This is a genomic window from Rarobacter faecitabidus, from assembly GCF_006716265.1.
GTDB lineage: Bacteria > Actinomycetota > Actinomycetes > Actinomycetales > Cellulomonadaceae > Rarobacter > Rarobacter faecitabidus.
The window spans coordinates 89,356-110,726 of sequence record NZ_VFOS01000004.1 but is presented as its reverse complement, the minus strand read 5'-3'; the positions used below and the strand labels follow the sequence as shown (position 1 = coordinate 110,726).

Below are 21,371 nucleotides of genomic sequence, written 5' to 3'. Positions count from 1 at the left end.
GCACGCCCATGGTCAGAGCCCGGCCTGGTCGAGCGCCGACTGGAGCGAGCTGAGGTACCCGTCGCTGGTGTAGGTGGCACCCGAGACGCCCTGCACGTTCGCCGACTGCGCCGCCAGAACCTCTTGGCGCAGTACCGGCGCGGCCCGGTTGCTGATCGACACCGAGCGCTGATCCTTGTCGGTGAGCTGCAGCGCGGTGACATCGGTGATGCTGCCGTTCGCGACGGTGATCTGCACCTGCACCGGGCCGAAGCGGGTCTGCACGGAGGTACCGGTGAATGTGCCCGAAGCGCTGTCCGACGCCGGGGCTGTGGCACTCGCGCTGCTGCCGGCGGCGGTCGGAGTGGGCGCCGGGGCGGCCGCTGCGGAGGACATCGACCCGCCGTTGGGAGCCGTGGTCGTGGTGGTGGCTGTCGCATCCGGAACAGTCGGGGTCTGGCCCTGCGTGCCGAGCTGCCACCCCACGGTCAGCACGGCCACCGACGACAAGATGCTGAGGGCCAGTGCGCGCGCCCTCACCAGTCGAACCTCTCGACGTGGATCTGGTCCTCGGGCAGACCGGCCGCCCGGGCGTCGCGGATCACCAGATCGATCCACGACTGCGGCCCGCACACGTAGAAATCGGAGTTCAGCAGATCGGGGAAAACCGTGCCGATCGTGACACCGTGGGCAAGTGCCTCGACCGACATCCAGGTGGCGAGCCCCTGCGGTCGCGGGCCCATCATCGAGAAGACCGCATTGCCGCGCATGCTGCGGAGGGCGCCGACCTCGTCCCACAGGTAGCTCTGCGAGGGATCGCTGCCGCGCAGCAGCACGGTGGCCTCGCCGGGGCGTAGCGTCGAGTGCTCGAGCATCGAGCGGATCGGCGTGATGCCGATACCCGCCGCGACCACGGCCAGCTTCGGGGCCACCCGGTGCGCCTCGGTGAACACGCCGTAGGGGCCCTCGATCGACACCCGGGTGCCGGGGCGCACACGGGAGATCGCCGCACTGCCGGTGCCGAGGTCGCGCACCGTCAGGCGCGCCGACGACGCCGTAGGAACCGCCGAGAAGGAGATCGGATGGGCATGCCACCAGGTGGCGCCGGTCCAGAACCGCCAGATCGCGTACTGCCCGCCCGCGGTCTGCAGGCGGTCGAGGTCCCGCCCGGCGAGGTGGATCGAGACGACCCCGGGGGCGACCTGCTCGACGCCAGCGACCCGGATACCATGTCGGGCGCTGCGCAGCGCGGGCACCGCGAAACGGAACACGGCAATGGCGCCGAAGGCGAGCACGTACAGCGCAATCCAGTAGACCCGCTGCACGGTGCCGTCGGCGAGCACACCGCCTGCGCTCAGCTGATGCGGCAGCGCCACGAGCACGGCCGCGTAGCTCAGCAGGTGGATGAGGTGCCAGGCCTCGTATGCGAAGCGCCGCCGCACCGCGACGACCGAGGTGACCACGACGGCGATGAGCAGGCCCAGCCCGAGGTAGGCGAGCGCCATATCTGGGCCCTGGAACAGGCTGATGGTCTCGGTGACGACGTTCGACCCGTCGGCCATCGCGTAGCCGACGGTGAGCAGCGCACCGTGGGCAAGGATCAGATACAGCGCGGGCTTACCGAGCTGCCGATGGAACGCCATCGCCGTGTCCTGCCCGACCACCCGGTCGACCGCCGGGATGCGAGCGGCGAGCACGAGCATCACCAGGATGAGGTCAGTGCCGACCAGGCCGGTCACGATGCCCGCGGCGGTCAGTGCGGTAGCGAGGCCGCTGACGGTGTTCAGACCGCCGTAGGCGAGCCACAAGGTCATGGCGGCGGCGACCGATGCCCAGACGAGGGCGATCATCGCGTCGGCCGTGCGCCTCCGACGTCGGCCCCGGATGCGCCGGGTACGGTCGACCGGGTCGACCATGCGGCGGGTCCGCACAGGGACGGTGGGTGCAGTTCTGAGAGTCATCGTGTTCTCGATTCGGGTGAGTGTCTTCTACCCTCCCTACAATCGTCCCGAATTCTTCCAGAATTCTTAGCCGAAATTCCCCGGGTCGCTTAGCCTCACCAACGTTGAAGTGCCGGGACATCGGTGCTTGAATGAGCGCATGTCGACCGATGGATACACCGCACCCCCGCTACACGCCAACGAACCCCACCGGGGAGGCATCGCGCAGCGCCTCAACTGGCTGCGCGCCGGCGTACTGGGGGCCAACGACGGCATCGTCTCGGTGGCGGCGATCGTCGTGGGCGTCGCCGGAGCCACGAGCTCGACTGGTCCCATCCTCACCGCGGGCGTGGCGGGCCTGGTCGGCGGCGCGATCTCGATGGCGCTCGGGGAGTATGTGTCAGTCAGCAGCCAGAGCGACAGCGAGAAGGCCCTCATCGCGAAAGAGCGCGCCGAACTGCGCGACATGCCCGCCGAGGAGCTCGACGAACTCACCGCCCTGTACCGAGCCAAGGGCCTGAGCGAGAGCACCGCTACCCAGGTGGCCATTGAGCTCACCGAGCACGACGCCCTAGCGGCGCACCTCTCGATCGAACTCAACATCGATCAAGACGATGTCGTGAGCCCCTGGCATGCGGCGGCGTCGTCGGCGGCGGCTTTCACCATCGGGGCAATCCTGCCAATGCTCGCCATCCTGCTTCCCCCAGCGGACTGGCGCATCCCCGTTACCTTCGTCGCCGTTCTCATGGCTCTCGCGGTCACCGGCACGCTGTCGGCAACGATCGGCGGCAGCTCACGGCTGCGGGCCACGCTGCGAGTCGTCATCGGCGGAGCGCTGGCACTCGCGGCGACCTACGGGGTGGGGGTGCTCCTAGGAGCATCCGGCGTCGTCTGACCTTTCGGCCATGTGGTGCGAACGGGGCGTGACAAATAAGCCCCTTCCGCGGCTCATGGCCGCTTCAAAGAATCCTGGAAGAATTCCTGCCTAACCTTGAACCATGTTCGACACATTCTTTGGGCTCCCCCTGCATCCGTTCATCGTGCACGCGACAGAGGTGATCGTTCCGCTGGCGGCGGTCCTCGTCGTCTTGACGGCAGTCTGGCCCCGATGCCGTCGGTGGGCGGGATATCTGCCGCTCGGCGCCTCACTGGTCGCGCTCGTTCTCGTTCCCCTCTCAACACAATCGGGCGAGCGACTCGAGGCCCGTGTCGGTGAGAACGATCTCATCGAAACTCACGCCACCCTGGCCGACGGACTCTTACCCTGGGTCATCGGTCTCGTCGTCGTAGCGGGCGCGCTGCTGTGGTGGAACATCCGCGAGAAGCGCGCACGAATCGCAGCGTCCAGAGAGTCGGAATTGCCGGTCGCGGCGCGTCCTGGTTCGCGGTGGGTACCAATCATGCTGATTCTGCTGGCTCTCGTGGTGTCGACAGGAACCACCGTGCAAGCCATCCTCATCGGTCACAGCGGCGCCACGGCAGTATGGACCGAAGACATGGGCGCGCCAGCACTGTCCGGGGACGGAGACACAGACTGATGGGCCGTGCGAACGCCCATACCGCTACAATCTGGCAGGCGCGAGTCTAGATTGCCCGCGCGCAATAAAGATCAGCGATACTCGTCGGTGATGCTGACGTAAGTACCAGCGGTGTCTCCACGCCCAAGGCGTAGCGACTCGAAAAAGCACCCTCCTCCGCGAGGGAAGAGCTCTGTCTAAAGGTGTCTCGAAAACCAAAAGCTTTTCGAGACACCCCAAACGGCCCCCGAGCCGCGAGAAGAAGTCGCGGATTCCCAGCACCCAATCTGTCTCGGAAACATGTCTTACCGCAAAGTGTCTTTGCTCTGCCTCTGCTAGCAGTTATTGAGGCAGAATGGCGGTGTGAGACATCTCGGGTACACACGGGTCAGCACCAGAAGCCAAGACGCGAAGTTGCAGGTTGACGCTCTGGTGAAGTCAGGTGTGCAGGAACGGGACATTTTCACCGACGTCACCTCTGGCAGCCGGACCGCGATCTCCCGCCCCGGAATGAAAAAGCTCCTCGAGCACGCCCAGCCCGGTGACACCGTCGTGGTGTGGCGGGTCGATCGACTCGGCCGGTCCCTGATCGATGTGCTGAACACGGTGAAGCTGCTCCGGGAGCGTGACATACAGGTGAAGAGCATCTCGGATGGGATCGACCCGTCGACGACGTCGGGCCGGCTGATGCTGAACATGCTCGCCACCCTGGCCGAATACGAACGCGAACTGATCACCGAGCGGGTGAACGCAGGGATCACAGCTGCCCGAAACGGCGGCACCAAGTTTGGTCGGCCCTTGTCCGATCCCACGGTCGTAGCCGACAAACTCAAGCTCGTAACTGAGGCCCGGGCGAAGGGCCGCACGGCGGAGGATGCGGCGAAACTCGTCGGATGGAGTCGAGCCACTTTGTACCGGCATCAGAAGGCCCTTGCGGCCCGCGAGAGCACCAAGGTGTAGGTGACTTGTGGATGCGGCCGAGCGGTGGCGTGTTCTTCGGCTTCATGTCGAAGACCAGATCCCGCTCGCGGTTCTCGCTCGGGAGACGGGGATTTCCGCTCGGACTCTGCAGCGTTGGAACCAGCTCTACCGGGCGGGCGGCGTCGCATCCCTCGACCCTCATGCGCGTATAGACAAAGGTGTCCGACGAACCTCAGCAGAGACGGTCGCGTTCATCGAACAACTGGCACTCAGTCGGCCGCGCCCTAGTCTCGCCACGCTGCATCGTCTCGCCGTCGCTGATGCGCGGGCGCGTGAGCTGCGGGCTCCGAGCTATGCAACTGTGCGGCAAATCGTCCGGGCACTCGATCCGGCTCTTGTCACTTTGGCGCTGGAGGGGCCGGTCTCGTACCGAGACAAGCACGAGCTCGTCTTTCGGCGCCGCGCGGAACACCCGAACCAGACCTGGCAGTCCGACCACACTGAACTCGACATCCTCGTTCTCGGCGCTGACGGGAAACCTGACCGACCGTGGCTGACGACCGTGATGGACGACTACTCCCGTGCGATCTGCGGATACATGGTCTTCACCGGCGCCCCATCAGCTCTCAACACCGCCCTCGCCCTCCGGCAGGCGATCTGGCGAAAGACCGACCCGGCGTGGGCGATGTGCGGCATTCCCGACATCCTGCACGTCGACCACGGCTCCGACTTCATCAGCCACCACCTTGAGCGAACTTCGATCGCTCTGCACATCAGGATCATCCACTCGACCGTCGGCCGACCACAGGGGCGCGGCAAGATCGAGCGGTTCTTCGGCACCATCAACACCGAACTTCTGGCCACCCTCCCCGGCCACCTCGGACCCGGCAGCCGGACGCCAACTCCGGTCCTCGACCTTGCCGGACTCGACCGTGCGATCGGCGGATTCATCGGTACCTACAACGACCGGTCTCATAGTGAGCTGGGGATCTCGCCGCGTGACGCCTGGGTCGCGGACGGGTGGTTGCCGCGGATGCCGGACAGCCTTCAAGAACTCGACGGTCTGCTCCTTACTGTTCCGAAGAACCGGGTTGTGCAACGCGACGGCATCCACTTCCAAGGCCAGCGCTACCTCGCCCCAACCCTGGCCCCGTTCGTCGGCCACACCATCACGATCCGGTACGACCCCCGCGACCTTTCCGAGATCCGCGTCTATGACCGGGACACGTTCATCTGCACCGCTATCGATGAAGCCCACCCCAACCTGCGCCTCAGCCTTCGCGACATCGAAACGGCCCGCCGCGCCCGCCGCAAGCAGCTGCGGCGAGCCATCAACGACCGCATCCCGACCGTTGCCACTCGCGAGGAACCTCGCATCCCCGAACCGACGAAGCGGCGGCCGAAGCTGCGCACCTACGAAGAGGACGAGTGAGGAACCAAGCATTCATCGTGACCAAGGAACACCGGCGATTCACCGAGTTCGCCAACGCTGTCCGCAAGGAGAAGACGATCGGGATTTGCCACGGCGCCGCGGGCGTCGGGAAAACCAACTCCGCTCGCCGCTACGCAAACTGGGACGCCCTCGAGCCCTACATCACCGAATGGGGACCCCGCGGGGACCACGATGCAAAGTTCTACGCCCTCGCGAACCGATCCCGAACCGTCTTTTACACGCCCGAAGTCCTCTGTCGGCCCAAAGACCTCATGCATGACATCGACTACTGGCAGATCAAAGTCGGCATCTGCGCCGACGAGCACATCCACGCCAACGAACCGACCCCACGAAAGATGGGAAATATGACCAGCCACGTTGAGCTGCTCATCATCGACGAAGCCGAACGACTCACCCCGACCGCACTCGAGCTGCTTCGTGACAGGCACGACCGAACCAGCCTCGCGATGATACTGATCGGGATGCCGGGCATCGACGAACGATTCCGCCACTACCCCCAGCTCTACAGTCGGCTCGGGTTCTCACACCAATACCGGGCCCTCGGACGCGAAGAACTCCTCTTCGTCCTCGACCGCCATTGGAAGCGACTCGGCAGGACTCTCGACCCTGACGACTTCACCGACGCGCAAGCCATCGCCGCCATCGAACGCATCACACGGGGCAACTTCCGCCTCCTCGAACGACTATTCCCTCAGATCAACCGGGTCCTCAAGATCAACCAACTGGACACCATCACGGACGACGTCATCGAGGCCGCCGCCAGCATCCTCGTCATCGGCAACTAGCGACACGAAACGATCACAGAACACCGCCAAAAAGCGCCAAACTCCACACTTTTCTCCGGCGAAGAGTGTCCAATGAAAGGTAGAATTAGACCTTGTTGGACACAGGCGTAAGGAGGTCTAGGGATGACTGGACAGGGCAAGTGCCAGGTGATCGGCTACGCGCGGGTCAGCGCGGCGGATCAGAACCTCGGGCGGCAGCTCAAAGCGCTGGATGGCTGCGACCGGGTGTTCTCGGACAAGGTCAGCGGCAAGAGCACAGATCGTGAGCAGCTTCAGGAGATGCTGCGCTACGTCCGGGAGGGCGACACCCTTCGGGTGACGTCGCCGGACCGACTGGCTCGGTCGACGCGCGACCTGCTGGCCATGGTGGAGGAGTTGAAGGGGCGTGGCGTCGCGGTGGAGTTCCTGGACAACCCGGCGCTGAACACTGATACGCCGCAAGGGGCGTTCATGCTGACGATCCTGGGAGCGGTTGCTGAGCTGGAGCGGTCGGTGATCCGGGAGCGCCAGTTGGAAGGCATCGCGCTGGCCAAGGCTGCCGGTAAGTACGACAAGAGTGTGAAGCTCACGGCCGAGCAGATCGAGGACGCCCGTCAGAAGGTTGATAGTGGCGTCCCCAAGGCTGTATTGGCGCGCGAGCTAGGCGTCAGTCGCCAGACGCTCTACACGGCCCTGAGCGGGACTGGCCGATACGCGGAGGCGGCCTCGTAGTGGGAAGGCTCAGCATCGGCCCGGAAGGGGCCTCCCACGACCCGGACGAGGGCTACCGCACCTGCTCGGAGTGCGGCGGTGATTGCATCCCTGAGCCGAGCGGGGCTGACGGCATGGGCATCAGGATCATGTGGGTCTGCCCGCAGCACGGGATCCACAGCGTGGTGGACCCGTTCGCGCACCTGCGTGAGCAGGACCGGCTTGACCGCGAGCGGGAGTACGGCGAGTAAGTGCCGGTCACTGTCGGCGCTAGGTAAGTAGGCGCTGGTTCGCCCGAGAAGCGACGAATTGGTGACGCTCACGACCGTGCTCGTCGATGACGGCACAAAGATCGTCATGAACAGCAGGGTCAGGCTTCATGTCGTTCTTGCTCCGTTTCTTCCTGAACGCACTCCACCAGCCGTTCGCGGACGCGATCCGCCAGGCCGTCCGATCCGACATCGCCTCACCAACCCCACGGGCCTCGTCAGCGAGAAGCCGATACCCGAACTCGGGGTCGTCCCGGTGAGCGTCGAACAGCGCCTTCGCGCGATACACCTCCTCGAGCTCACGCCTAGTGACGGGCTGTTCAGCCAACTCACTGGCCAACTCAGCGATCTTCGCCCGCGCGACGCAACACCTCGACCTCTTGGTCGAGGAGCCGTTTGCGTTTACGCAGCTCACGCAACTCCGCCGACTCAGACTTCGTCTCACCCGGCTGATCGCCGGCCTCGATGCGGGCTTGCCGCATCCACTTGTCGAGAGTGCCGACATATACACCGAAGTCTTATCCGATCTGCGCGAGCGTGACGTCGGGATTGCGGTTCTGCGCGACGCGGATCACGTCGTCGCGGAACTCCTTGGGAAACGGCTTGGGCATGATGACATCCTTCCAGGCGAGCCCTTTCGGCTAGCCACGTTCGATGTCAACTGTTCCTACATCAGACCCTCTTCAAGTGATGACGCCGTATCAATGCGGGCCGACCTCGACTGGGATCTACATGGTTCAAGTGACGGAATTGTCTCTTGAAAGGACCTTGTGATGTCTCGAGTTGAAGCTGCGGTTGCCGCGCAGATCGCCAGGGAGACCCGTGGTCGACCACGGTGGAACCCGGCTGCCATGGTCGCGTTCCTCCCGCCAAGCATCGCGCTGGAGTACTCGGATTCGGGGGAGGTCGGTTATGTCTGAACCTCGGAAGGTTAAAGTCGGTGGCATCGCAACACTGGCGGCGGTTGTGCCGTATTTAGTGGGTCACACCCCTGAAGCTGGGTCAGCGACCATTCTGGGCTTCGCTGGAACGAGAATGGTCGGTCCTGCTGTCCATCTTCCGGATGTTGGGTCTTTTCCCGAAGAATCGGTTCGTGCTGGCTTTCACGAAGCGGTCGCGACTACCGTGTTTAGCGAACGCGATATCGACCAGTTTGTCCTGCTGACCTGGGGTGACTTCCCAGGCCATGAAACGTTGGCAGTCAGCACTCTAGAGAGCTTTCAGGGCCGCAAATTTGTGCATGGCCACGTTGCGGACGGCTTCATCACACGGATCTACCCTCATGCCGGCCTCCCCACCCCGGTCCCCATTGCGCCAGAGGAAGCATCCCTTGCAGCGGCGACGCCAGCACCCTCCTACGCCGCTCACCTCGCAGCATGGGACCGGACTCCCGCCCAAGTTCCTTGGTCCATGATCGATGCCGCGATTCAGGATGCTGACCGCCTCCACCACAGCCGCCCCTTGCATCAGATTCTCGCAGCGGCCCGGATCCACCTGGCACGCATTGTCGACGACGCATCGCCCCATGCGATCCGGGAGACCAGCATCGTCCAAATCGCGGCCGTCATGGCTACCAACACGGCCGTGAGAGACGCGATCATCTGCGATGTGCGCGAGGACCCAATCCTCCAACAAGGGATCAAACAGGCAGCACTACACGCACCAGAACAGATCGCCGGAGACGTCGTGGCCACGGCCGCAATGTTCGGATTCGCCAACGGCGACATGACCTCGCAGCAAGTCCAGCATTTCCTCGGCCAGGCACCCGACACCAAGCTCGGGATGCTCATCGGACATTCCGTAGCAGTAGGCATTCCTCCTAGGAGTGTGGCCACGCTCATCAGCGAGTTGCAGGGTGCTCAGAAGGCCCAACCATCCGGACCAGGCGCGCCCACCAGCCCTCAGCACGAGGAGGTGTCCCGATGATCGAATACCTAAGTAAGCCTGCCTGTGCACAATGCGACGCCTCTGAGCGTGGCATGGCGAGGAGGGGAATCCGCCCTGACAAACGACGTGACATGTCGCAAGACTCTGCTGCACTGCAACTCGCGATCGACCTGGGGCATCGGCAGGCCCCTGTCACAATCGTGCGGGAAAGTGACGGCACGATCATTGATCACTGGTCAGGGTTCCGCCCAGATAAGATCATGGAATTGGCCCGCGCAGCAGCAACGCAAGTCCAGTCCAATGCCGCCAGTCAAAACCCGACGGTTGGCACGTCTCCGCCGGACCTGGCACCCGCAATATAGGCCAAGCCTGCGTGCGCCACGAACAGCCGTCCCCGTCAACCGACGCGGACGGCCGTCCGTGGCGCGCGTTGTAGCGCAGGCCGCCGTATTTCGTTTTGCATTGCTCGAGGACGTAGTCGGGTGAGAGTCGCGTGAGCCGCGCGTCTAGGTCCGTGATGAGGTCGAACCAGCCGGGGCCGGCGTCGAGCGTCTCGCCCCAACTTCAGCGAGGCGGTCTGCGATCGCTTGGATCCGTGGAGGCAGCTCGGCGGTCATGTTCAGAGCTCGGTGGGGGCATCAGCGGCGATTGAATCGGTCTCGTTGATGAAGGCGAGGAACCGTTGCCCTTTGCTCGAGGTGCGTGGGGCGAAGATGCCCTGGGCGCTCATAATGGTCGTGAGTGGGATCGACGCCAGGCCATTGCGATCGAGATCGGCGGCGGCCTGCTTGACCGGGCCGTCCCAGACGCCCGGGTGGACGTTGAACGCGGACCCGAGGGGGCCATCGATGCCGCCCATCATGATGTTCGCGTGCTGTTGGTAGAGATCCCGCGCTTGGAGCCAACCGGCCGGGTCTGTGAAGTAGTGCAGCATCCAGATGTGCAGGGCGTCGAACTCCTCGACCAGGCGGGTGAACTGCTCCCGCTCGGTCGCGGCGAACGGTGCCCAGCTGCCGCCGTTCGCGACCGCGGCCGCGAGCCGCTCCCGCTTTTGCTGGCTCGCGGTCTCGGCCGCGGCGCGTTGCGCGCGGGTGACGGCGGCGATGAACTCATCCGAGCCGACGATGTCTTCAATCGTGGCGGTCTCGTCGAACTGCTCGAGCGTGGTCGTGATGGCGCGGGCGATCGCGACGTTGAACTCGTGCTGTCGTTGCGCCTGCCGGCTCTCGAGCGCATGCGCGAGAGTCTCGGCTGCGAGCGACCCGACGACGGGGACCATCGTCAGGGCGACTTTCCCCGCGAACGCGAGCGCGTCTTCTGCGGGCTCGTGCGGCGGGACAAGGGCATCGAGATCGGTCATGATCCCATGATGGATCAGGTCGCAGACACTGTCGAGGCGCGGCCTGCTCCCAGCAGGCGCGTTCGTGTGTAGTCGTACGCGATCGTTCCCGCGACTGCGCCGATGATGAGCAGCGCGATCGCTGCGCCGGTGAGGTTCGCCGCGCCCAGCCAACCGGCGATCGGGTAGGTGACGAGGAAGCAGGCGTGGGAGAGGGCGAACTGGGCGGTGTAGACGAGGTTCCGGTTCGCCGGCGTGGAGGCGTCCGCGAGCAGCCGGGACGAGGGAGTGTTCACCAGCGAGGTGCCCATGCCCAGCAGCACCCAGGTGCCCAGCAGCACGAACCACCCTGCCCCGGTGCTCGTCGCGACGGCGGTGACTGCGACGGCGACCACGAGCCCGACGACGATGACGGTCGCGCCGGTGATCATGGTGCGGATCACGCCGAGCTTGCCGACCAGCCAGGGGATGTTCAGCGCGACGACCAGGGAGCCGATGCCGTAGCAAGCCAACGCCAAGGCGAGGGCCTGGTCGCCGAGCCCGAACACGCCGCGGGCATAGACGACGGAGTTCACCAGGACGATCGCGGTGCCAGCGGCGACGACGACGTTGGTGAGCATCAGGAACCGCAGCGTCGGTGTGCGGGCGAACACCTTCGCGCCCAGCGGCAGCCGCTGCCAGAACGGCAGCGCCGGCCCATCATCGGGGTGCGCCGGCAGCTTCGAGAACAGCACCAGCAATGCGGAGCAGGTGAAGCCGATCGCGGTGCCGACGAACAGGTTGTTGTAACTGATCACGGTCAGCAGGGCCGCGGCGATCGTCGGGCTCAACAGTGCCTCGAGGTCGTAAGCGAGGCGGGACAGCGACAGCGCCTTGGTGTAGTCGTCCGGCTCAGGGAGGACCGAGGGGATCAGGGACTGGAACGCGGGCGTGAACGTGGCCGAGGCGGACTGCAGCACGAACACGAGCACGTAGATCTGCCAGGCCTCGGTCACGAACGGCAGCATCAGCGCGATCCCCAGACGGATCAAGTCCGCGGTGATCAGGACCGCCTTCTTCGGCAGCCGGTCTACGACCGCGGCGATCAATGGGGCGACGCCGACGTAGGCGACCATCTTGATCGTCAACGCCGTGCCCAGCACCGACCCTGCGGCAGCGCCGGCGATGTCGAACGCGAGCAGGCCCAGGGCGACGGTGAGCAGGCCCGTGCCGAGCAGGGCGATCACCTGCGCGGACAACAGCTTCGCATATGTCGGGTTGCGCAGGACCTGCAGCATCAGCGGACCTCCCCAGGTGCAGGGTGCTCGCCGCGGTGGTGCGCCGGGTCGTTGCTGAGGGTGTGCTGGGCCTGGAAGATCGCATCCGCGACCAACTGCCGGGCGTGCTCATTCGTCAGCCGGTAGAACACCTTCGTGCCCTCCTGCCGCGTCGACACGATCCGTGCTAGGCGCAGCTTCGCCAGATGCTGCGAGACCGCGGGGGCGGACTTGTCGACGATGTCCGCGAGGTGGTTCACCGACAGTTCCTGGTCGCGCAGCGCGAGGATGATCCGGATGCGGGTCGCGTCGGCGAGCATCGAGAACACCTCGACTGCGAGCTCGACATACTCGCTCTCCGCCGACAGGGAACACTTCGTATCTGCGTACATACGCAGATTATTTCATAGCTGGGAGGGTGTGAGGTGCGGGAGGGGATGCTGACGCGGTCAATGACGGTCGCCGCGTAGGCGGCGTTGTTCGCGGCGATGGCGGCGGACCAAGCGATCGCCGAGTTGATCTCCAGACCGGTGAGGCGGCTGAGCACCACGGGCGGGAGTTGTTGGGTGAGCGCGATTAGGGCGCCTGCCCGGGCGAGCCGAGGCGGGATGCCGAGGTCTCGGAGCCGTTGGTTGAGGGTGGAGGGGGCCATGTGCTGTCCGGCTCGAGCTCCGGGGTAGAGCCATTCCTGCTCGATGCTTTCGACGAACTCGCAGTTGTCTCGGCATCCTGACCATGGCGGCGCTTTATTCGTCGTGCAAACCAGTCGATGACTGAATTGCGAATTGAAGCCATGTGTCGCTGTTCAGGTTAGGTAATTTGCTGATGGCAGCGCGCCGCATCTCATCCGGTACGGCGGTGTAGACCTGTGTTGTTGCCAGTGAAGCGTGTCTCATAAGTACCTGAACGACGCGAACGTCAACGCCTCGTGCGAGTAATTCGGAAGCGAACCAATGTCTGAGCTGGTGAGCCGTCGCATCAATTCCGCATCGCGCAAAGGCGTTGGCGATGAGCGTTGACACGGAATCCCCGCGCACGGAACGGTGTGGGTCAACGGGGGAGGGGAACCATAGGCCACGACGTGGCCGCAAGCGGGCTTCCTCGGCAAGAATCGGGTGCAGCGGCAAGGTCACTTCAACTGCGCCCTTACCTTTGAGCGTGAAGCGGTTGGCGATGAGGTCGAATTGTTTCCCATGAGCGCGGGCAACCTCACTGACTCTCCATCCCGCGTAGGCCATCAGCAGAATTTTCGTCTTGGTGTCCAAGTGGATGTCCGAGGCGAGAAGAGTTTCGATGTGCTTTGTGTCGACCGGGCGAGGTTCACGTCTTGGTACCCGCGGGCGGGGGACATGCATCGTCGGATCATCAACACGACGATTTGATACTACGAGCCATTTTGACCAGGCGCGGATGGCCGAGTAGTACGTCTCTTGAGTTGAGGGTTGTGCGTGATGTGCCAACCAATTGGAGATCGACTGTGGGCTCAACTCAGTTGGTATTATGCCGGCGTCTCTAGCGAGCTTTGTAATGATGCGTCGGCGTTCCACGCGGGTCCTGGGGGAGAAGGATTGGGCCTGCATCCAGGTGTTCCACTCATCGAGCAGGAAGAAAAGCGTGTCGTCGGAAGTGACAAGACGTAGGTGTGGGTGTCGAGGGGGAGTTTGTCGCATGGGGCCCATCGTCCACAGTCACCCCCTGAGACATGCGGAAGAAACGCCATGAGCCTAAAACGTGCTCTGACCAGTCAAGATGCGAACGGAAGAGTGTCCTGCCGAGCTGCCCAATCCTGAGTCGCATCGGAATACGGATCAGAAGGTTGGGGGTTCGAATCCCTCCGGGCGCACGCGCGAACCTCGTCCGCCGGAATACCCGGGCGAGGTTTTTGCATGTTCGGGGCAATTCGCGCGGTCGCGTGCCCCGCCTTGTAGCTGCCGCGCCACTATCCCGCGCTCATCTCCGGCCGCGGCGGCTGTGGAAGTGTTTCGGCCGTGCCAGATTCGTGAATTTCCGGCAGCGTCCCGATGACTGCCGGCTCCTCGTCTTGCAAGGTCTCAGCCGCGCCCCGCTCGTAAAGATCTAGCAGGCCGTGAACCCCGGCATCGGCGAAGTGGTCGAGTTGCACCTGCGCGGGGCCGCCGGTCTCGCCGAGTCGATCGAGATAGCGATCGACGCGCTGGCTGTCACCGAAACGAGTCAGTTCGAGTTCCACGAAGTTGGCCATCCGCTCGGCGACACTGAACGCTGAGCGCGGCCTACCGTCCAGCGGGTCCGGCAGTTCGGCCTGTAGGCCGTCGCGCGCGGCGAGCCACGTCGAGCCGGACAGTAGCGCTGGGTGGATCTGCGGACGAGCAACCCCCTGCTCCCACTCGCGAACGCAACGCTCGACCAGAGCTCGAACGATCACGGCGAAGGCTACCGAGTCTTGGGCCGTGAGTTGGGCGTCCGCTATCCGCAACTCCACGGTGGGATAGCGCTCCGAGAGCCGGCAGGTCCAGGTCAACATCGCCGAGTCGAGCAGGATGCCGCTATCGACGAGCTGGGCGATGACGCGCTCGTACTCGCTGGCATCGTGGAATGCCGGTGGGTAGCCCGATGTCGGCCACGACAGCCCCATGATGTGACGCCAACTCGCGAATCCGCTGGGTTCACCGTTCCATACGGGCGAGTTCGCACTCAATGCGAGCAGGGCTGGCGTCCATGGCGCGAGCCTCGCCAGAACTTCGATCCCGACATCTCGACTCGGCACTTCGACGTGCACGTGCGTCCCGGTGGAGTACTGATGGGCGGCGGCGCTCCGCATCGCCTCGTCTATGGCCTGGTAGCGCGCCTTCGGCGTCACGCTGGCTACGGTGTCGCCACCCACCGGCGGAAGGCCGGTGCCAGCCAGGACCACATCCTGGTCCGCAGCGGCCAGAGCAACCCGGCGGCGAAAATCTTCCAGCGACGATTCGGCCTGCTCGGCGAAGTGGCAGACGGGAGTGGCCGTCTCCAGCTCACTAGCGAGGAACTCGCGCTCCGCTCGACCGTTCAGTTCCGGGAGGGCCGTGATGATCTCGGCCGCTCGGTTCTCAGGTCGGCCAGTCCAGGTGTTGAGCAGCTGGTATTCCTCTTCGACACCGAAACTCCGCTGGTTTGCGCGAACCTGATCGACCACGGCAGTCATCCCCCTCGATTGGCATATGGCTTCCTCAGGATGATGCCCGCGGGGCAAGGCGCCAACGACTCGGCAGGAGGGGGTTGACAGGAAAGGCAGATTGTGCTTACCGGCCTAAATGCGGCTATTTCGGGCGTTTGAGACTGATTGCGCCGCGCGCGTAGCGCCTTCATCAATGCGTACATGCGCATTCGCGAACGAGGCACTAGGCTCGACTCGCTCAGGCACGCTCGAGAGGAGGTCAACGATGCAAACGTCTTTCAGTGATCTCGCGGAGTCCGCACCGACATCGCTAGCCACCGCCCGCGTCGTCTGCGCGTACCAGGTCGTCTCCCCAGCTGACGAGCGCGGCAGGCAGACTCCCCACTCGTTGCCGGGGCCCCCGTCCGAGTGCTCACCGGACTTCAGGATCCGCGAAGAGACGGCTGACGCGGCGCCATCTCGCACGCGCAAGATGTTCGCGCTGTGCACATGCAGCGCGGCGGCGACCGCCTGCTGCGATGGCGGACGCTCTGTAGTCGCCGCCCTGGATGCTGACGGCGGCCGCGACTACTGGTTCGCCTGAGCGAGGCGTAACCCCGCCGGACTGTTCGCTTGATTCATCAGCGATGTCAACCAGGCCCGATCCAGTTCGGGCACCACCGCCGCGTCGAACTCGAAGGCCAGATGGGCGCCGGGATGCAGCCAGATGCTCTTTTGGTGGCCACCGTCGAGCCAAGTGAGAACAAACCTTTCCTGCCGCAGAAGTTTGCCGGTGATCACGCTACGGAGGTGATTGAGTGTCCTGTCGTCGAACTCGTATGACTGATTCAGGCCATAGTGGAGCAGACCCAACGTGGTTCCCCTTCCTCGTTTGCAACAGTAGACATTCCGCTTCACGCCGTTCCGGAAGGAAGATTGCTCTCACTCTTCGCCTGTTGGCGGGCGTACGCCTCTGCCTCCTGCTCGGAGATCACCACGAGTCCCCGCGAGGACTGGGACAGGTCCCGCAGGACGTTGACCCACGTCGCATTGATCTCGGGCGGTCGGCTTCCCGCGAACCTGAAGATCAGGGGAATGCTGGGGGAGACCCACAGGGAGATTCGCCCGCTACCCTTCTCGACCGGGTTCGACCAACTGACGAAGAAGCTCTCGTGATGCCTGAGCTTGAGTCCGATGGCCACCTTGAGGTGAGCCAGCATCCGATCCTCAAACTCGTACTCGGCCACCATGCCGTATACGAAATAACCCATCGTCACACCGCCCCGCATTCGTGTTATCTCCCTGCCGCCGAAACGATCGCGCATGGGAAGACGGGATTACGCCTGAAGCAACGTAGCACAGACCACACGCCTGAGCGTGGGCGGAACGTCCGTCCTCGTTCCCATGTGATGCCACGTCCCGGACTGGTCGAGGCGTTCGCGAGTGCCACAGCGGTGATGCGCTGGAGAACGTCCCTTCTGAGCGGGCCGGTCACCTATCTTCCCCCTCCCACGGCCCGGGGTACGACATCGCGGCACTCGCCGCCTACGACTATCCCCACATCCGGCGCGCCCTGCCCCCGCTCCCGGGGAGATCGTCGCGGGCGGCTCCTATGACCTGTTCTGGTCGCTGACCTTCGCGCTCTCCAGTGCGACGTGGCAGCGGATAGGCGGATTCGATGAGGGGTACTGCGGGTACGGTGGTGAAGACACGGACTTCGCCTCGACGAATTCCTGTGCTGTGGCCTCTAGTGCGATGTTGTGAGGGTTGGCGGTCATGATTTTCCTCGCCGAGACACTCATCGGCGATTTATCGCCGTCCACTTCTTGCCACTGGGGTTCAACGGTCGGGTGGATTCGTCCTTGGTGCACCCGGTAGGGGACGTCTCGAACTGACCACGGCAGGCTTATGGCGGATCACTCGCTTGCGAAGCCGGATAGCTTGTGACTCCCGTCGCACCACGGCTTTATGGCGGAGGCCCCGCAGCGGCAGATAGCCACGGCCCGGCGCGGCTGGACGATGGGTTCACCGGATTCATCCAGCAGTTCGACGGGTCCCCGGACGATGAGCGGGCCGTTCGGATATGCGGTGATCGTGGTGGGCTGATCGGCGTTCATGTTCCACTCCTATTGGTATGTCGTGCGTGGTAGTCGACGGCGCGCAGGAGCGTCAACGGCGATCAGCTACCAGTGCCGTGGCAGGGCGCCGCAGCGAGCTCTCGCCCCGTTGCCAGGCGCCAAGCAGGTGCTCCCCGGCCATATCGTCGAGAGCCAGGCAGGCGAGGGCGCCGAACAGAATGTCGGCGAGTAATTCGGGACGGTCCTGCGCGAGGGAGCCAGCGAGGTCATGACCGGCTATCTGCTCGTGAACGGCGTCGGCCTCGACGTGCTCGTCGAAGTACCACGTGACGTCCTTGGCGAAACCGAGACGGCGGAAACCGTCGCCGTACAGCTTGCTGGGGATGGACGAGGTCATCTCGAACGCTGCCAGGTGGCCGACGATCGCTCCCAGCAGCCGGCGGTTCAGTCCGAACATGGACATCATGTTCTGCGAGGCGAGAGTAATCGCGGGCACCTGATCGAGATAGGCGCCGTAGGTGTCATCCAATCCCGCCCCGCGCATCGTCTGGGCGAAGATGGTCGCGTGTACTCGCTTGGGATCGCCACCCCCGTACTCGTCCGATTGGATCTCCACCAGGGCGGCCTTGGCCGTGCCCGTCAGCCGGGGAATCGCCCACGAATGCGGGTCGGCCTCCCGCAGCGTGTAGATACTGCGCTGGATCAGGAGTTCCCTGACCTGTTCGAGGGTCGCCGATCTCGCGATGAAGAGTGGCAACCGGGGTGGTCCCTGAGGAGCGGTCGCTCGGAACAACCAGGCGGCGACTTCTTTTCGGCGGGGAGCGGGAGGTTCGTGAACATCCACCAGTGAACGAACCTCGTGCTCGAACGCTGCCTCGAGGCTGAGGCGGGCCGCGATCAGGCTCGGGTGCCACTCCAGGCTCGCTTCGAGATTGGGAATTGATCCGTAGTGCAAGCCATAGAGAAGGAAGAGCGACAACTGAATATCCTCATCGACAACCAGCCCAGGCGACAAGGCGACTGCTCGATCGGCCGCCTCTTGCACGCCGGCCAGGCCGCGCTCCACCTGAGACGGCGCCGCGCCCAATCCGATCGTGAAGGACAGCAACTCGCTCAGCGGCCCGCGCGGCTGCACCGCCACGGACAGCCGACTGTTCGCGAGCGCCGTCACTCGATTCGGTGTGGTCTGCGTAGCGCGATCGCTATCATGCATGGTGGTGCTCCCCCTCGAACAGCGGTTCCGGCAGTCCGAGAAGCCTACGCTCGCCGGGTCGTATTCGCCCGGGCAGCCGGGTGCCTTGACCGGCAGCGGGGAGAGCGCGAGAATGCCCGTTCAGGTCGCAATCGGCGTGTCGGACCTATCCCGGTGGCTAGGATTTTGTGGCCGCTCACGCATCTCCCGTTCAAGTCTTAAAATGAACAATTTTATACTTTGATACCCTGCCTAGTGCAGTCGATTACGGCTAAGGCAGCCATAATTGAAGCGGTCGGCCGGAACCCCCGGTGATCGATGCAATGGGTCAACGGCAGTTCCTCCGGGGCGATGGCGCTCGCGGATCGCCGACCGCGATCCCTGCTGGTCAAGGTGGAGATGAATACGATGAACGCTGGTGTGATGGGCTCTCGCCTACGCAACCGCCAATTGGCACTGAACTATATCCGGCAGACGGGCGGCTGTTCCCGTAGCGACCTCATGCGCGAACTCGGATTATCGCGCAGCGGGGTTAATCACCTCGTGTCGGCGCTGATCGAAGAGGGGATTATTGAGCCGCAGCAGGAGGCGCAGGACAGCCGCGGCAAGCGCGGACGCCCCTCCACCTTCCTCAACTACCGCGGCAGCGGCGGGCTCGTCGCGGGGGTGGATCTCGGCCACGGGCATGTCACCGTGGCGCTCGCGACCCTCAGCGGGGAGATCAGGGCCGAGGCCAGCGAATCGTGCGACGTCGACCACGACCCCGAGGGCGCAGCCCAACTCGCCCGGCGCCTTTACGACAAACTCTTCGCCGAGGTGGGGGCCAGCCGCGTGCACCACGTCGTGGTCGGCGTCCCCGGTCCAATCAACGAGCGCACGGGCTCGCTCCATGCGCCCACAGTGCTCGCCGGCTGGATCAACGTCCGCCCCCTCGATCTGCTGGAGCGGCACTTCAACGTCCCCGTCTCCCTCGCGCATGACGCCACGCTCGGCGCTTATGGTGAGCAGTTGCGCGGTGCGGGCCGCGGCCTGCAGCATGTGCTCTACGTGAAGGTCTCGGGCGGTGTCGGCGCGGCCATGATCGTCAACGGCCAGCGCTTCGTCGGGGCGTCCGGACTCGCCGGGGAGATCGGCCACACGACAATCCAGGGCACCTCCGAACTTTGCCGGTGCGGTAACCGCGGATGCCTCGAGTCGATCGTCTCGGCCGATACGATCCGCCGGCAGCTGGGACTTTCCGCGGGGCGCGACTACGACGCCGATACGTTCGATTTCCGCGAGATCAAGGACGTGGCGGGCGTGCGCATCCTCTCGGAGGCGGGCTGGAGCCTCGGTCGGCATCTGTCCGATCTCTGCAACTGCATTAACCCGCAGGTTGTTGTCCTCGGTGGTTCATTGGGGGCGCACTCGGACACGTTCCTGCGCGGCGTCGAACAGTCCATCAGCCGGTTCGCCCAGCCCGGTGTCGTGGAGGATCTGGAGATCGTCCACAGCGCGCTCGGAGAGCGCAGCGAGATCGTCGGCGCTGTCATGCTGGCGGTGGAGAGGGCGATTCCCGCGATTTCGCACGAATAGTACGATGTGTGCAGGAAATTGACGACGCCTGGGGCGCGGGCTAGGTTATTCGAACCGGTTTAAATCCGGTTCCTTTCCGCCACCGGGCGGCCTACGACTCCAGCGATGCGAGGAAAATCCGTGCTCAGACTCCAAGGTCGAATCCAGCACTACGACTGGGGATCGCTTTCCGCGATCCCAGAGCTCGTCCACCTGCCGCAGGACGGCAAGCCGTGGGCGGAGATCTGGTTCGGAGCGCACCCCGGCGCCCCCGCCCTCGTGAGTAGCGCGCAGCCGTGGGTGCCCGCGCTTGCGGACGAGTCCTCCGTCGCTGCCTCGGCGCCGCAGCCATTGGACGAATGGATCGCTCGGAACCACGACGCAGCCCTGGGCGCCGGTCGCGAGGCGCTGCCCTTCCTCGTCAAGTTACTCGCAGCCGGGCGACCTCTGTCGCTGCAGGCCCACCCCGACATGGCGCAGGCGATTGCCGGATACCGGGCCGAGCAGGACGCCGGCACGCCGCGTGACCAGGCGAACTACGCCGACTCGAGCCACAAGCCCGAATCCCTGTTCGCCCTCGCACCGACGCGTGCTCTCGCCGGATTCCGTCGGCCCGCGGCGATCGCGGCGGATCTGGATCGGATCGGTAGCCCTCAGCTCGAACCCATCGCCCATCTCCTGCGTGCGGGAACGCTGCGTGACGCATTCACGCGACTCCTGCAACTCCCCGCAGCTGACGTGCAACCCGCGCTGGACGCGCTCGCCGTCGCCGTGAGCGACGGGCAGTCGTGGGGGCAGGATGCGATCGCCGTGGCGCAGGAGATCCTCATCGCCTACCCCGGCGACGTCGGTGTCCTCGCCACGATCTTCCTCAATGCCGTCGCGCTCGCCCCCGGTCAGGCGCTGAGCGTCGGGGCCGGGATAGTCCACTGCTACCTGTCCGGTCTGGGCCTGGAGGTCATGGCGAACTCCGACAACGTGCTGCGCGCCGGGCTCACGTCCAAGCGGGTGGACGTCGCAGAACTCGTCCGAATTCTCAATTTCGAACCCGCGCCCGCCCTAATCGACGACCCGCCCGTGCACGCGGCCGCCGGTGCGAAGGTTCGCGCCTACCCTCCGCATTTCGCCGAGTACGCTGTCACGGTCTACGAACTTGACGGCACGGGACCCTACGCGGAGACCGAGGCGAAGGGGCCGCGGATTCTGCTCGGTCTTGACGGCGCGAGTACGATCGAGTCGGACCAAGGACGCGTCATCCTTGGCGCGGGCGACGCGGCCTTCGCGGGAGATGGCGAGTTACTTCGATTGCAGGGCACTGGAACGGTCGCGATCGTACGGGTGCCGTAGTACGAGCGGCGTCGGCTGGCGCCATCGCTCGATCGGCAACGATCGGCGC

Annotated in this window: 25 protein-coding genes and 1 pseudogene; 14 read left to right on the top strand and 12 right to left on the bottom strand. The window is 64.6% G+C overall.

Annotated elements, in window-relative coordinates; translation table 11 throughout:
• Nucleotides 1-12: 12 nt before the first annotated feature.
• Nucleotides 13-519, bottom strand: coding sequence for an FMN-binding protein (locus FB461_RS10700; RefSeq protein ID WP_142121935.1), 507 nt, complete (start codon nucleotides 517-519; stop codon nucleotides 13-15).
• Nucleotides 516-1,940: a ferredoxin reductase family protein gene (locus FB461_RS10695; protein WP_142121933.1), complete on the bottom strand. Its 1,425-nt coding sequence runs from the start codon at nucleotides 1,938-1,940 to the stop codon at nucleotides 516-518. The genes FB461_RS10700 and FB461_RS10695 overlap by 4 nt, the downstream gene beginning before the upstream one ends.
• 139 nt (nucleotides 1,941-2,079) lie before the next feature.
• Here FB461_RS10695 and FB461_RS10690 point away from each other — a divergent pair, with 139 nt between their 5' ends.
• From FB461_RS10690 to FB461_RS10660, 8 genes and pseudogenes are all read left to right on the top strand, one after another.
• The gene (locus FB461_RS10690; RefSeq protein WP_142121931.1) at nucleotides 2,080-2,814 is read left to right on the top strand and encodes a VIT1/CCC1 transporter family protein; all 735 of its coding nucleotides are present in this window, start codon (nucleotides 2,080-2,082) and stop codon (nucleotides 2,812-2,814) included.
• 103 nt (nucleotides 2,815-2,917) lie between these two features.
• Nucleotides 2,918-3,457, top strand: coding sequence for a DUF2231 domain-containing protein (locus FB461_RS10685; RefSeq protein ID WP_142121929.1), 540 nt, complete (start codon nucleotides 2,918-2,920; stop codon nucleotides 3,455-3,457).
• A 342-nt stretch (nucleotides 3,458-3,799) separates the two neighbouring features.
• Complete coding sequence (locus tag FB461_RS10680) at nucleotides 3,800-4,396, top strand: recombinase family protein (protein WP_044657638.1); 597 nt, start codon at nucleotides 3,800-3,802, stop codon at nucleotides 4,394-4,396.
• A 7-nt stretch (nucleotides 4,397-4,403) separates the two neighbouring features.
• Nucleotides 4,404-4,550: pseudogene (locus FB461_RS12540) on the top strand (helix-turn-helix domain-containing protein); the annotation flags it as partial.
• A 168-nt stretch (nucleotides 4,551-4,718) separates the two neighbouring features.
• On the top strand, nucleotides 4,719-5,789 hold the full coding sequence (locus FB461_RS10675) for a Mu transposase C-terminal domain-containing protein (protein WP_425466923.1): 1,071 nt from the start codon (nucleotides 4,719-4,721) through the stop codon (nucleotides 5,787-5,789).
• On the top strand, nucleotides 5,786-6,595 hold the full coding sequence (locus FB461_RS10670) for an AAA family ATPase (protein ID WP_142121927.1): 810 nt from the start codon (nucleotides 5,786-5,788) through the stop codon (nucleotides 6,593-6,595). Before FB461_RS10675 ends, FB461_RS10670 begins: the two co-directional genes overlap by 4 nt.
• Before the next feature lie 123 nt (nucleotides 6,596-6,718).
• A complete protein-coding gene (locus tag FB461_RS10665) occupies nucleotides 6,719-7,306 on the top strand; it encodes a recombinase family protein (protein ID WP_142121924.1) in 588 nt (195 codons plus the stop codon).
• A complete protein-coding gene (locus FB461_RS10660) occupies nucleotides 7,306-7,536 on the top strand; it encodes a hypothetical protein (protein WP_142121922.1) in 231 nt (76 codons plus the stop codon). The genes FB461_RS10665 and FB461_RS10660 overlap by 1 nt, the downstream gene beginning before the upstream one ends.
• A gap of 19 nt (nucleotides 7,537-7,555) precedes the next feature.
• On the opposite strand, the gene FB461_RS12180 is transcribed toward FB461_RS10660, so the two are convergent.
• The gene (locus tag FB461_RS12180) at nucleotides 7,556-7,894 is read right to left on the bottom strand and encodes a hypothetical protein (RefSeq protein ID WP_211349907.1); all 339 of its coding nucleotides are present in this window, start codon (nucleotides 7,892-7,894) and stop codon (nucleotides 7,556-7,558) included.
• Nucleotides 7,895-8,327: 433 nt separating this feature from the next.
• Here FB461_RS12180 and FB461_RS12065 point away from each other — a divergent pair, with 433 nt between their 5' ends.
• Nucleotides 8,328-8,474: a hypothetical protein gene (locus tag FB461_RS12065; RefSeq protein WP_170222722.1), complete on the top strand. Its 147-nt coding sequence runs from the start codon at nucleotides 8,328-8,330 to the stop codon at nucleotides 8,472-8,474.
• Nucleotides 8,467-9,480 (top strand): hypothetical protein, encoded by a 1,014-nt coding sequence (locus FB461_RS10650; RefSeq protein ID WP_142121920.1) that lies wholly within the window; start codon nucleotides 8,467-8,469, stop codon nucleotides 9,478-9,480. The genes FB461_RS12065 and FB461_RS10650 overlap by 8 nt, the downstream gene beginning before the upstream one ends.
• Nucleotides 9,481-10,060: 580 nt before the next feature.
• On the opposite strand, the gene FB461_RS10640 is transcribed toward FB461_RS10650, so the two are convergent.
• From FB461_RS10640 to FB461_RS10620, 5 genes are all read right to left on the bottom strand, one after another.
• Complete coding sequence (locus FB461_RS10640; protein ID WP_142121918.1) at nucleotides 10,061-10,801, bottom strand: hypothetical protein; 741 nt, start codon at nucleotides 10,799-10,801, stop codon at nucleotides 10,061-10,063.
• A gap of 14 nt (nucleotides 10,802-10,815) precedes the next feature.
• Complete coding sequence (locus tag FB461_RS10635; protein ID WP_142121916.1) at nucleotides 10,816-12,057, bottom strand: MFS transporter; 1,242 nt, start codon at nucleotides 12,055-12,057, stop codon at nucleotides 10,816-10,818.
• Nucleotides 12,057-12,428: an ArsR/SmtB family transcription factor gene (locus tag FB461_RS10630; protein ID WP_142121914.1), complete on the bottom strand. Its 372-nt coding sequence runs from the start codon at nucleotides 12,426-12,428 to the stop codon at nucleotides 12,057-12,059. The genes FB461_RS10635 and FB461_RS10630 overlap by 1 nt, the downstream gene beginning before the upstream one ends.
• Before the next feature lie 354 nt (nucleotides 12,429-12,782).
• Entirely contained in the window at nucleotides 12,783-13,391 is a 609-nt protein-coding gene (locus FB461_RS12060; protein WP_281282084.1) for a tyrosine-type recombinase/integrase, read from the bottom strand.
• A gap of 584 nt (nucleotides 13,392-13,975) precedes the next feature.
• A complete protein-coding gene (locus FB461_RS10620) occupies nucleotides 13,976-15,199 on the bottom strand; it encodes a carboxylate-amine ligase (protein WP_142121910.1) in 1,224 nt (407 codons plus the stop codon).
• A 238-nt stretch (nucleotides 15,200-15,437) separates the two neighbouring features.
• Here FB461_RS10620 and FB461_RS10615 point away from each other — a divergent pair, with 238 nt between their 5' ends.
• A complete protein-coding gene (locus FB461_RS10615; RefSeq protein WP_142121908.1) occupies nucleotides 15,438-15,755 on the top strand; it encodes a hypothetical protein in 318 nt (105 codons plus the stop codon).
• Here FB461_RS10615 and FB461_RS12570 read toward each other — a convergent pair.
• The gene (locus tag FB461_RS12570) at nucleotides 15,740-16,069 is read right to left on the bottom strand and encodes a DUF7882 family protein (RefSeq protein ID WP_484335625.1); all 330 of its coding nucleotides are present in this window, start codon (nucleotides 16,067-16,069) and stop codon (nucleotides 15,740-15,742) included. The two genes, FB461_RS10615 and FB461_RS12570, sit on opposite strands and share 16 nt — an antisense overlap.
• The gene (locus FB461_RS10605) at nucleotides 16,066-16,422 is read right to left on the bottom strand and encodes a DUF7882 family protein (RefSeq protein WP_142121904.1); all 357 of its coding nucleotides are present in this window, start codon (nucleotides 16,420-16,422) and stop codon (nucleotides 16,066-16,068) included. Before FB461_RS10605 ends, FB461_RS12570 begins: the two co-directional genes overlap by 4 nt.
• A 226-nt stretch (nucleotides 16,423-16,648) precedes the next feature.
• On the opposite strand from FB461_RS10605, the gene FB461_RS12535 reads away from it, so the two are divergent.
• Nucleotides 16,649-16,915 (top strand): galactosyltransferase-related protein, encoded by a 267-nt coding sequence (locus FB461_RS12535; protein ID WP_425466922.1) that lies wholly within the window; start codon nucleotides 16,649-16,651, stop codon nucleotides 16,913-16,915.
• A gap of 152 nt (nucleotides 16,916-17,067) precedes the next feature.
• On the opposite strand, the gene FB461_RS10595 is transcribed toward FB461_RS12535, so the two are convergent.
• Together FB461_RS10595 and FB461_RS10590 are read right to left on the bottom strand one after the other, a co-directional pair.
• Nucleotides 17,068-17,268 carry a CDGSH iron-sulfur domain-containing protein gene (locus FB461_RS10595; protein WP_142121902.1) on the bottom strand — a complete coding sequence of 67 codons (201 nt, stop codon included), beginning with the start codon at nucleotides 17,266-17,268 and terminating at the stop codon, nucleotides 17,068-17,070.
• A gap of 52 nt (nucleotides 17,269-17,320) precedes the next feature.
• Nucleotides 17,321-18,442 (bottom strand): iron-containing redox enzyme family protein, encoded by a 1,122-nt coding sequence (locus tag FB461_RS10590; protein ID WP_142121901.1) that lies wholly within the window; start codon nucleotides 18,440-18,442, stop codon nucleotides 17,321-17,323.
• A 297-nt stretch (nucleotides 18,443-18,739) separates the two neighbouring features.
• On the opposite strand from FB461_RS10590, the gene FB461_RS10585 reads away from it, so the two are divergent.
• Nucleotides 18,740-19,996, top strand: coding sequence for an ROK family transcriptional regulator (locus FB461_RS10585; RefSeq protein ID WP_142121899.1), 1,257 nt, complete (start codon nucleotides 18,740-18,742; stop codon nucleotides 19,994-19,996).
• Nucleotides 19,997-20,116: 120 nt separating this feature from the next.
• On the top strand, nucleotides 20,117-21,322 hold the full coding sequence (manA, locus tag FB461_RS10580) for a mannose-6-phosphate isomerase, class I (protein ID WP_170222720.1): 1,206 nt from the start codon (nucleotides 20,117-20,119) through the stop codon (nucleotides 21,320-21,322).
• Nucleotides 21,323-21,371: the final 49 nt, after the last annotated feature.

Bases quoted from the DNA above. Each gene is read 5' to 3' on its own strand.
- FB461_RS10695 (WP_142121933.1), bottom strand. From the start codon at position 1,940: ATGACTCTCAGAACTGCACCCACCGTCCCTGTGCGGACCCGCCGCATG.
- FB461_RS10690 (WP_142121931.1), top strand. From the start codon at position 2,080: ATGTCGACCGATGGATACACCGCACCCCCGCTACACGCCAACGAACCC.
- FB461_RS10685 (WP_142121929.1), top strand. From the start codon at position 2,918: ATGTTCGACACATTCTTTGGGCTCCCCCTGCATCCGTTCATCGTGCAC.
- FB461_RS10665 (WP_142121924.1), top strand. From the start codon at position 6,719: ATGACTGGACAGGGCAAGTGCCAGGTGATCGGCTACGCGCGGGTCAGC.
- FB461_RS12065 (WP_170222722.1), top strand. From the start codon at position 8,328: ATGTCTCGAGTTGAAGCTGCGGTTGCCGCGCAGATCGCCAGGGAGACC.
- FB461_RS10650 (WP_142121920.1), top strand. From the start codon at position 8,467: ATGTCTGAACCTCGGAAGGTTAAAGTCGGTGGCATCGCAACACTGGCG.
- FB461_RS10640 (WP_142121918.1), bottom strand. From the start codon at position 10,801: ATGACCGATCTCGATGCCCTTGTCCCGCCGCACGAGCCCGCAGAAGAC.
- FB461_RS10635 (WP_142121916.1), bottom strand. From the start codon at position 12,057: ATGCTGCAGGTCCTGCGCAACCCGACATATGCGAAGCTGTTGTCCGCG.
- FB461_RS10630 (WP_142121914.1), bottom strand. From the start codon at position 12,428: ATGTACGCAGATACGAAGTGTTCCCTGTCGGCGGAGAGCGAGTATGTC.
- FB461_RS12060 (WP_281282084.1), bottom strand. From the start codon at position 13,391: ATGCATGTCCCCCGCCCGCGGGTACCAAGACGTGAACCTCGCCCGGTC.
- FB461_RS10620 (WP_142121910.1), bottom strand. From the start codon at position 15,199: ATGACTGCCGTGGTCGATCAGGTTCGCGCAAACCAGCGGAGTTTCGGT.
- FB461_RS10615 (WP_142121908.1), top strand. From the start codon at position 15,438: ATGCAAACGTCTTTCAGTGATCTCGCGGAGTCCGCACCGACATCGCTA.
- FB461_RS10605 (WP_142121904.1), bottom strand. From the start codon at position 16,422: ATGGGTTATTTCGTATACGGCATGGTGGCCGAGTACGAGTTTGAGGAT.
- FB461_RS10595 (WP_142121902.1), bottom strand. From the start codon at position 17,268: ATGAACGCCGATCAGCCCACCACGATCACCGCATATCCGAACGGCCCG.
- FB461_RS10590 (WP_142121901.1), bottom strand. From the start codon at position 18,442: ATGCATGATAGCGATCGCGCTACGCAGACCACACCGAATCGAGTGACG.
- FB461_RS10585 (WP_142121899.1), top strand. From the start codon at position 18,740: ATGCAATGGGTCAACGGCAGTTCCTCCGGGGCGATGGCGCTCGCGGAT.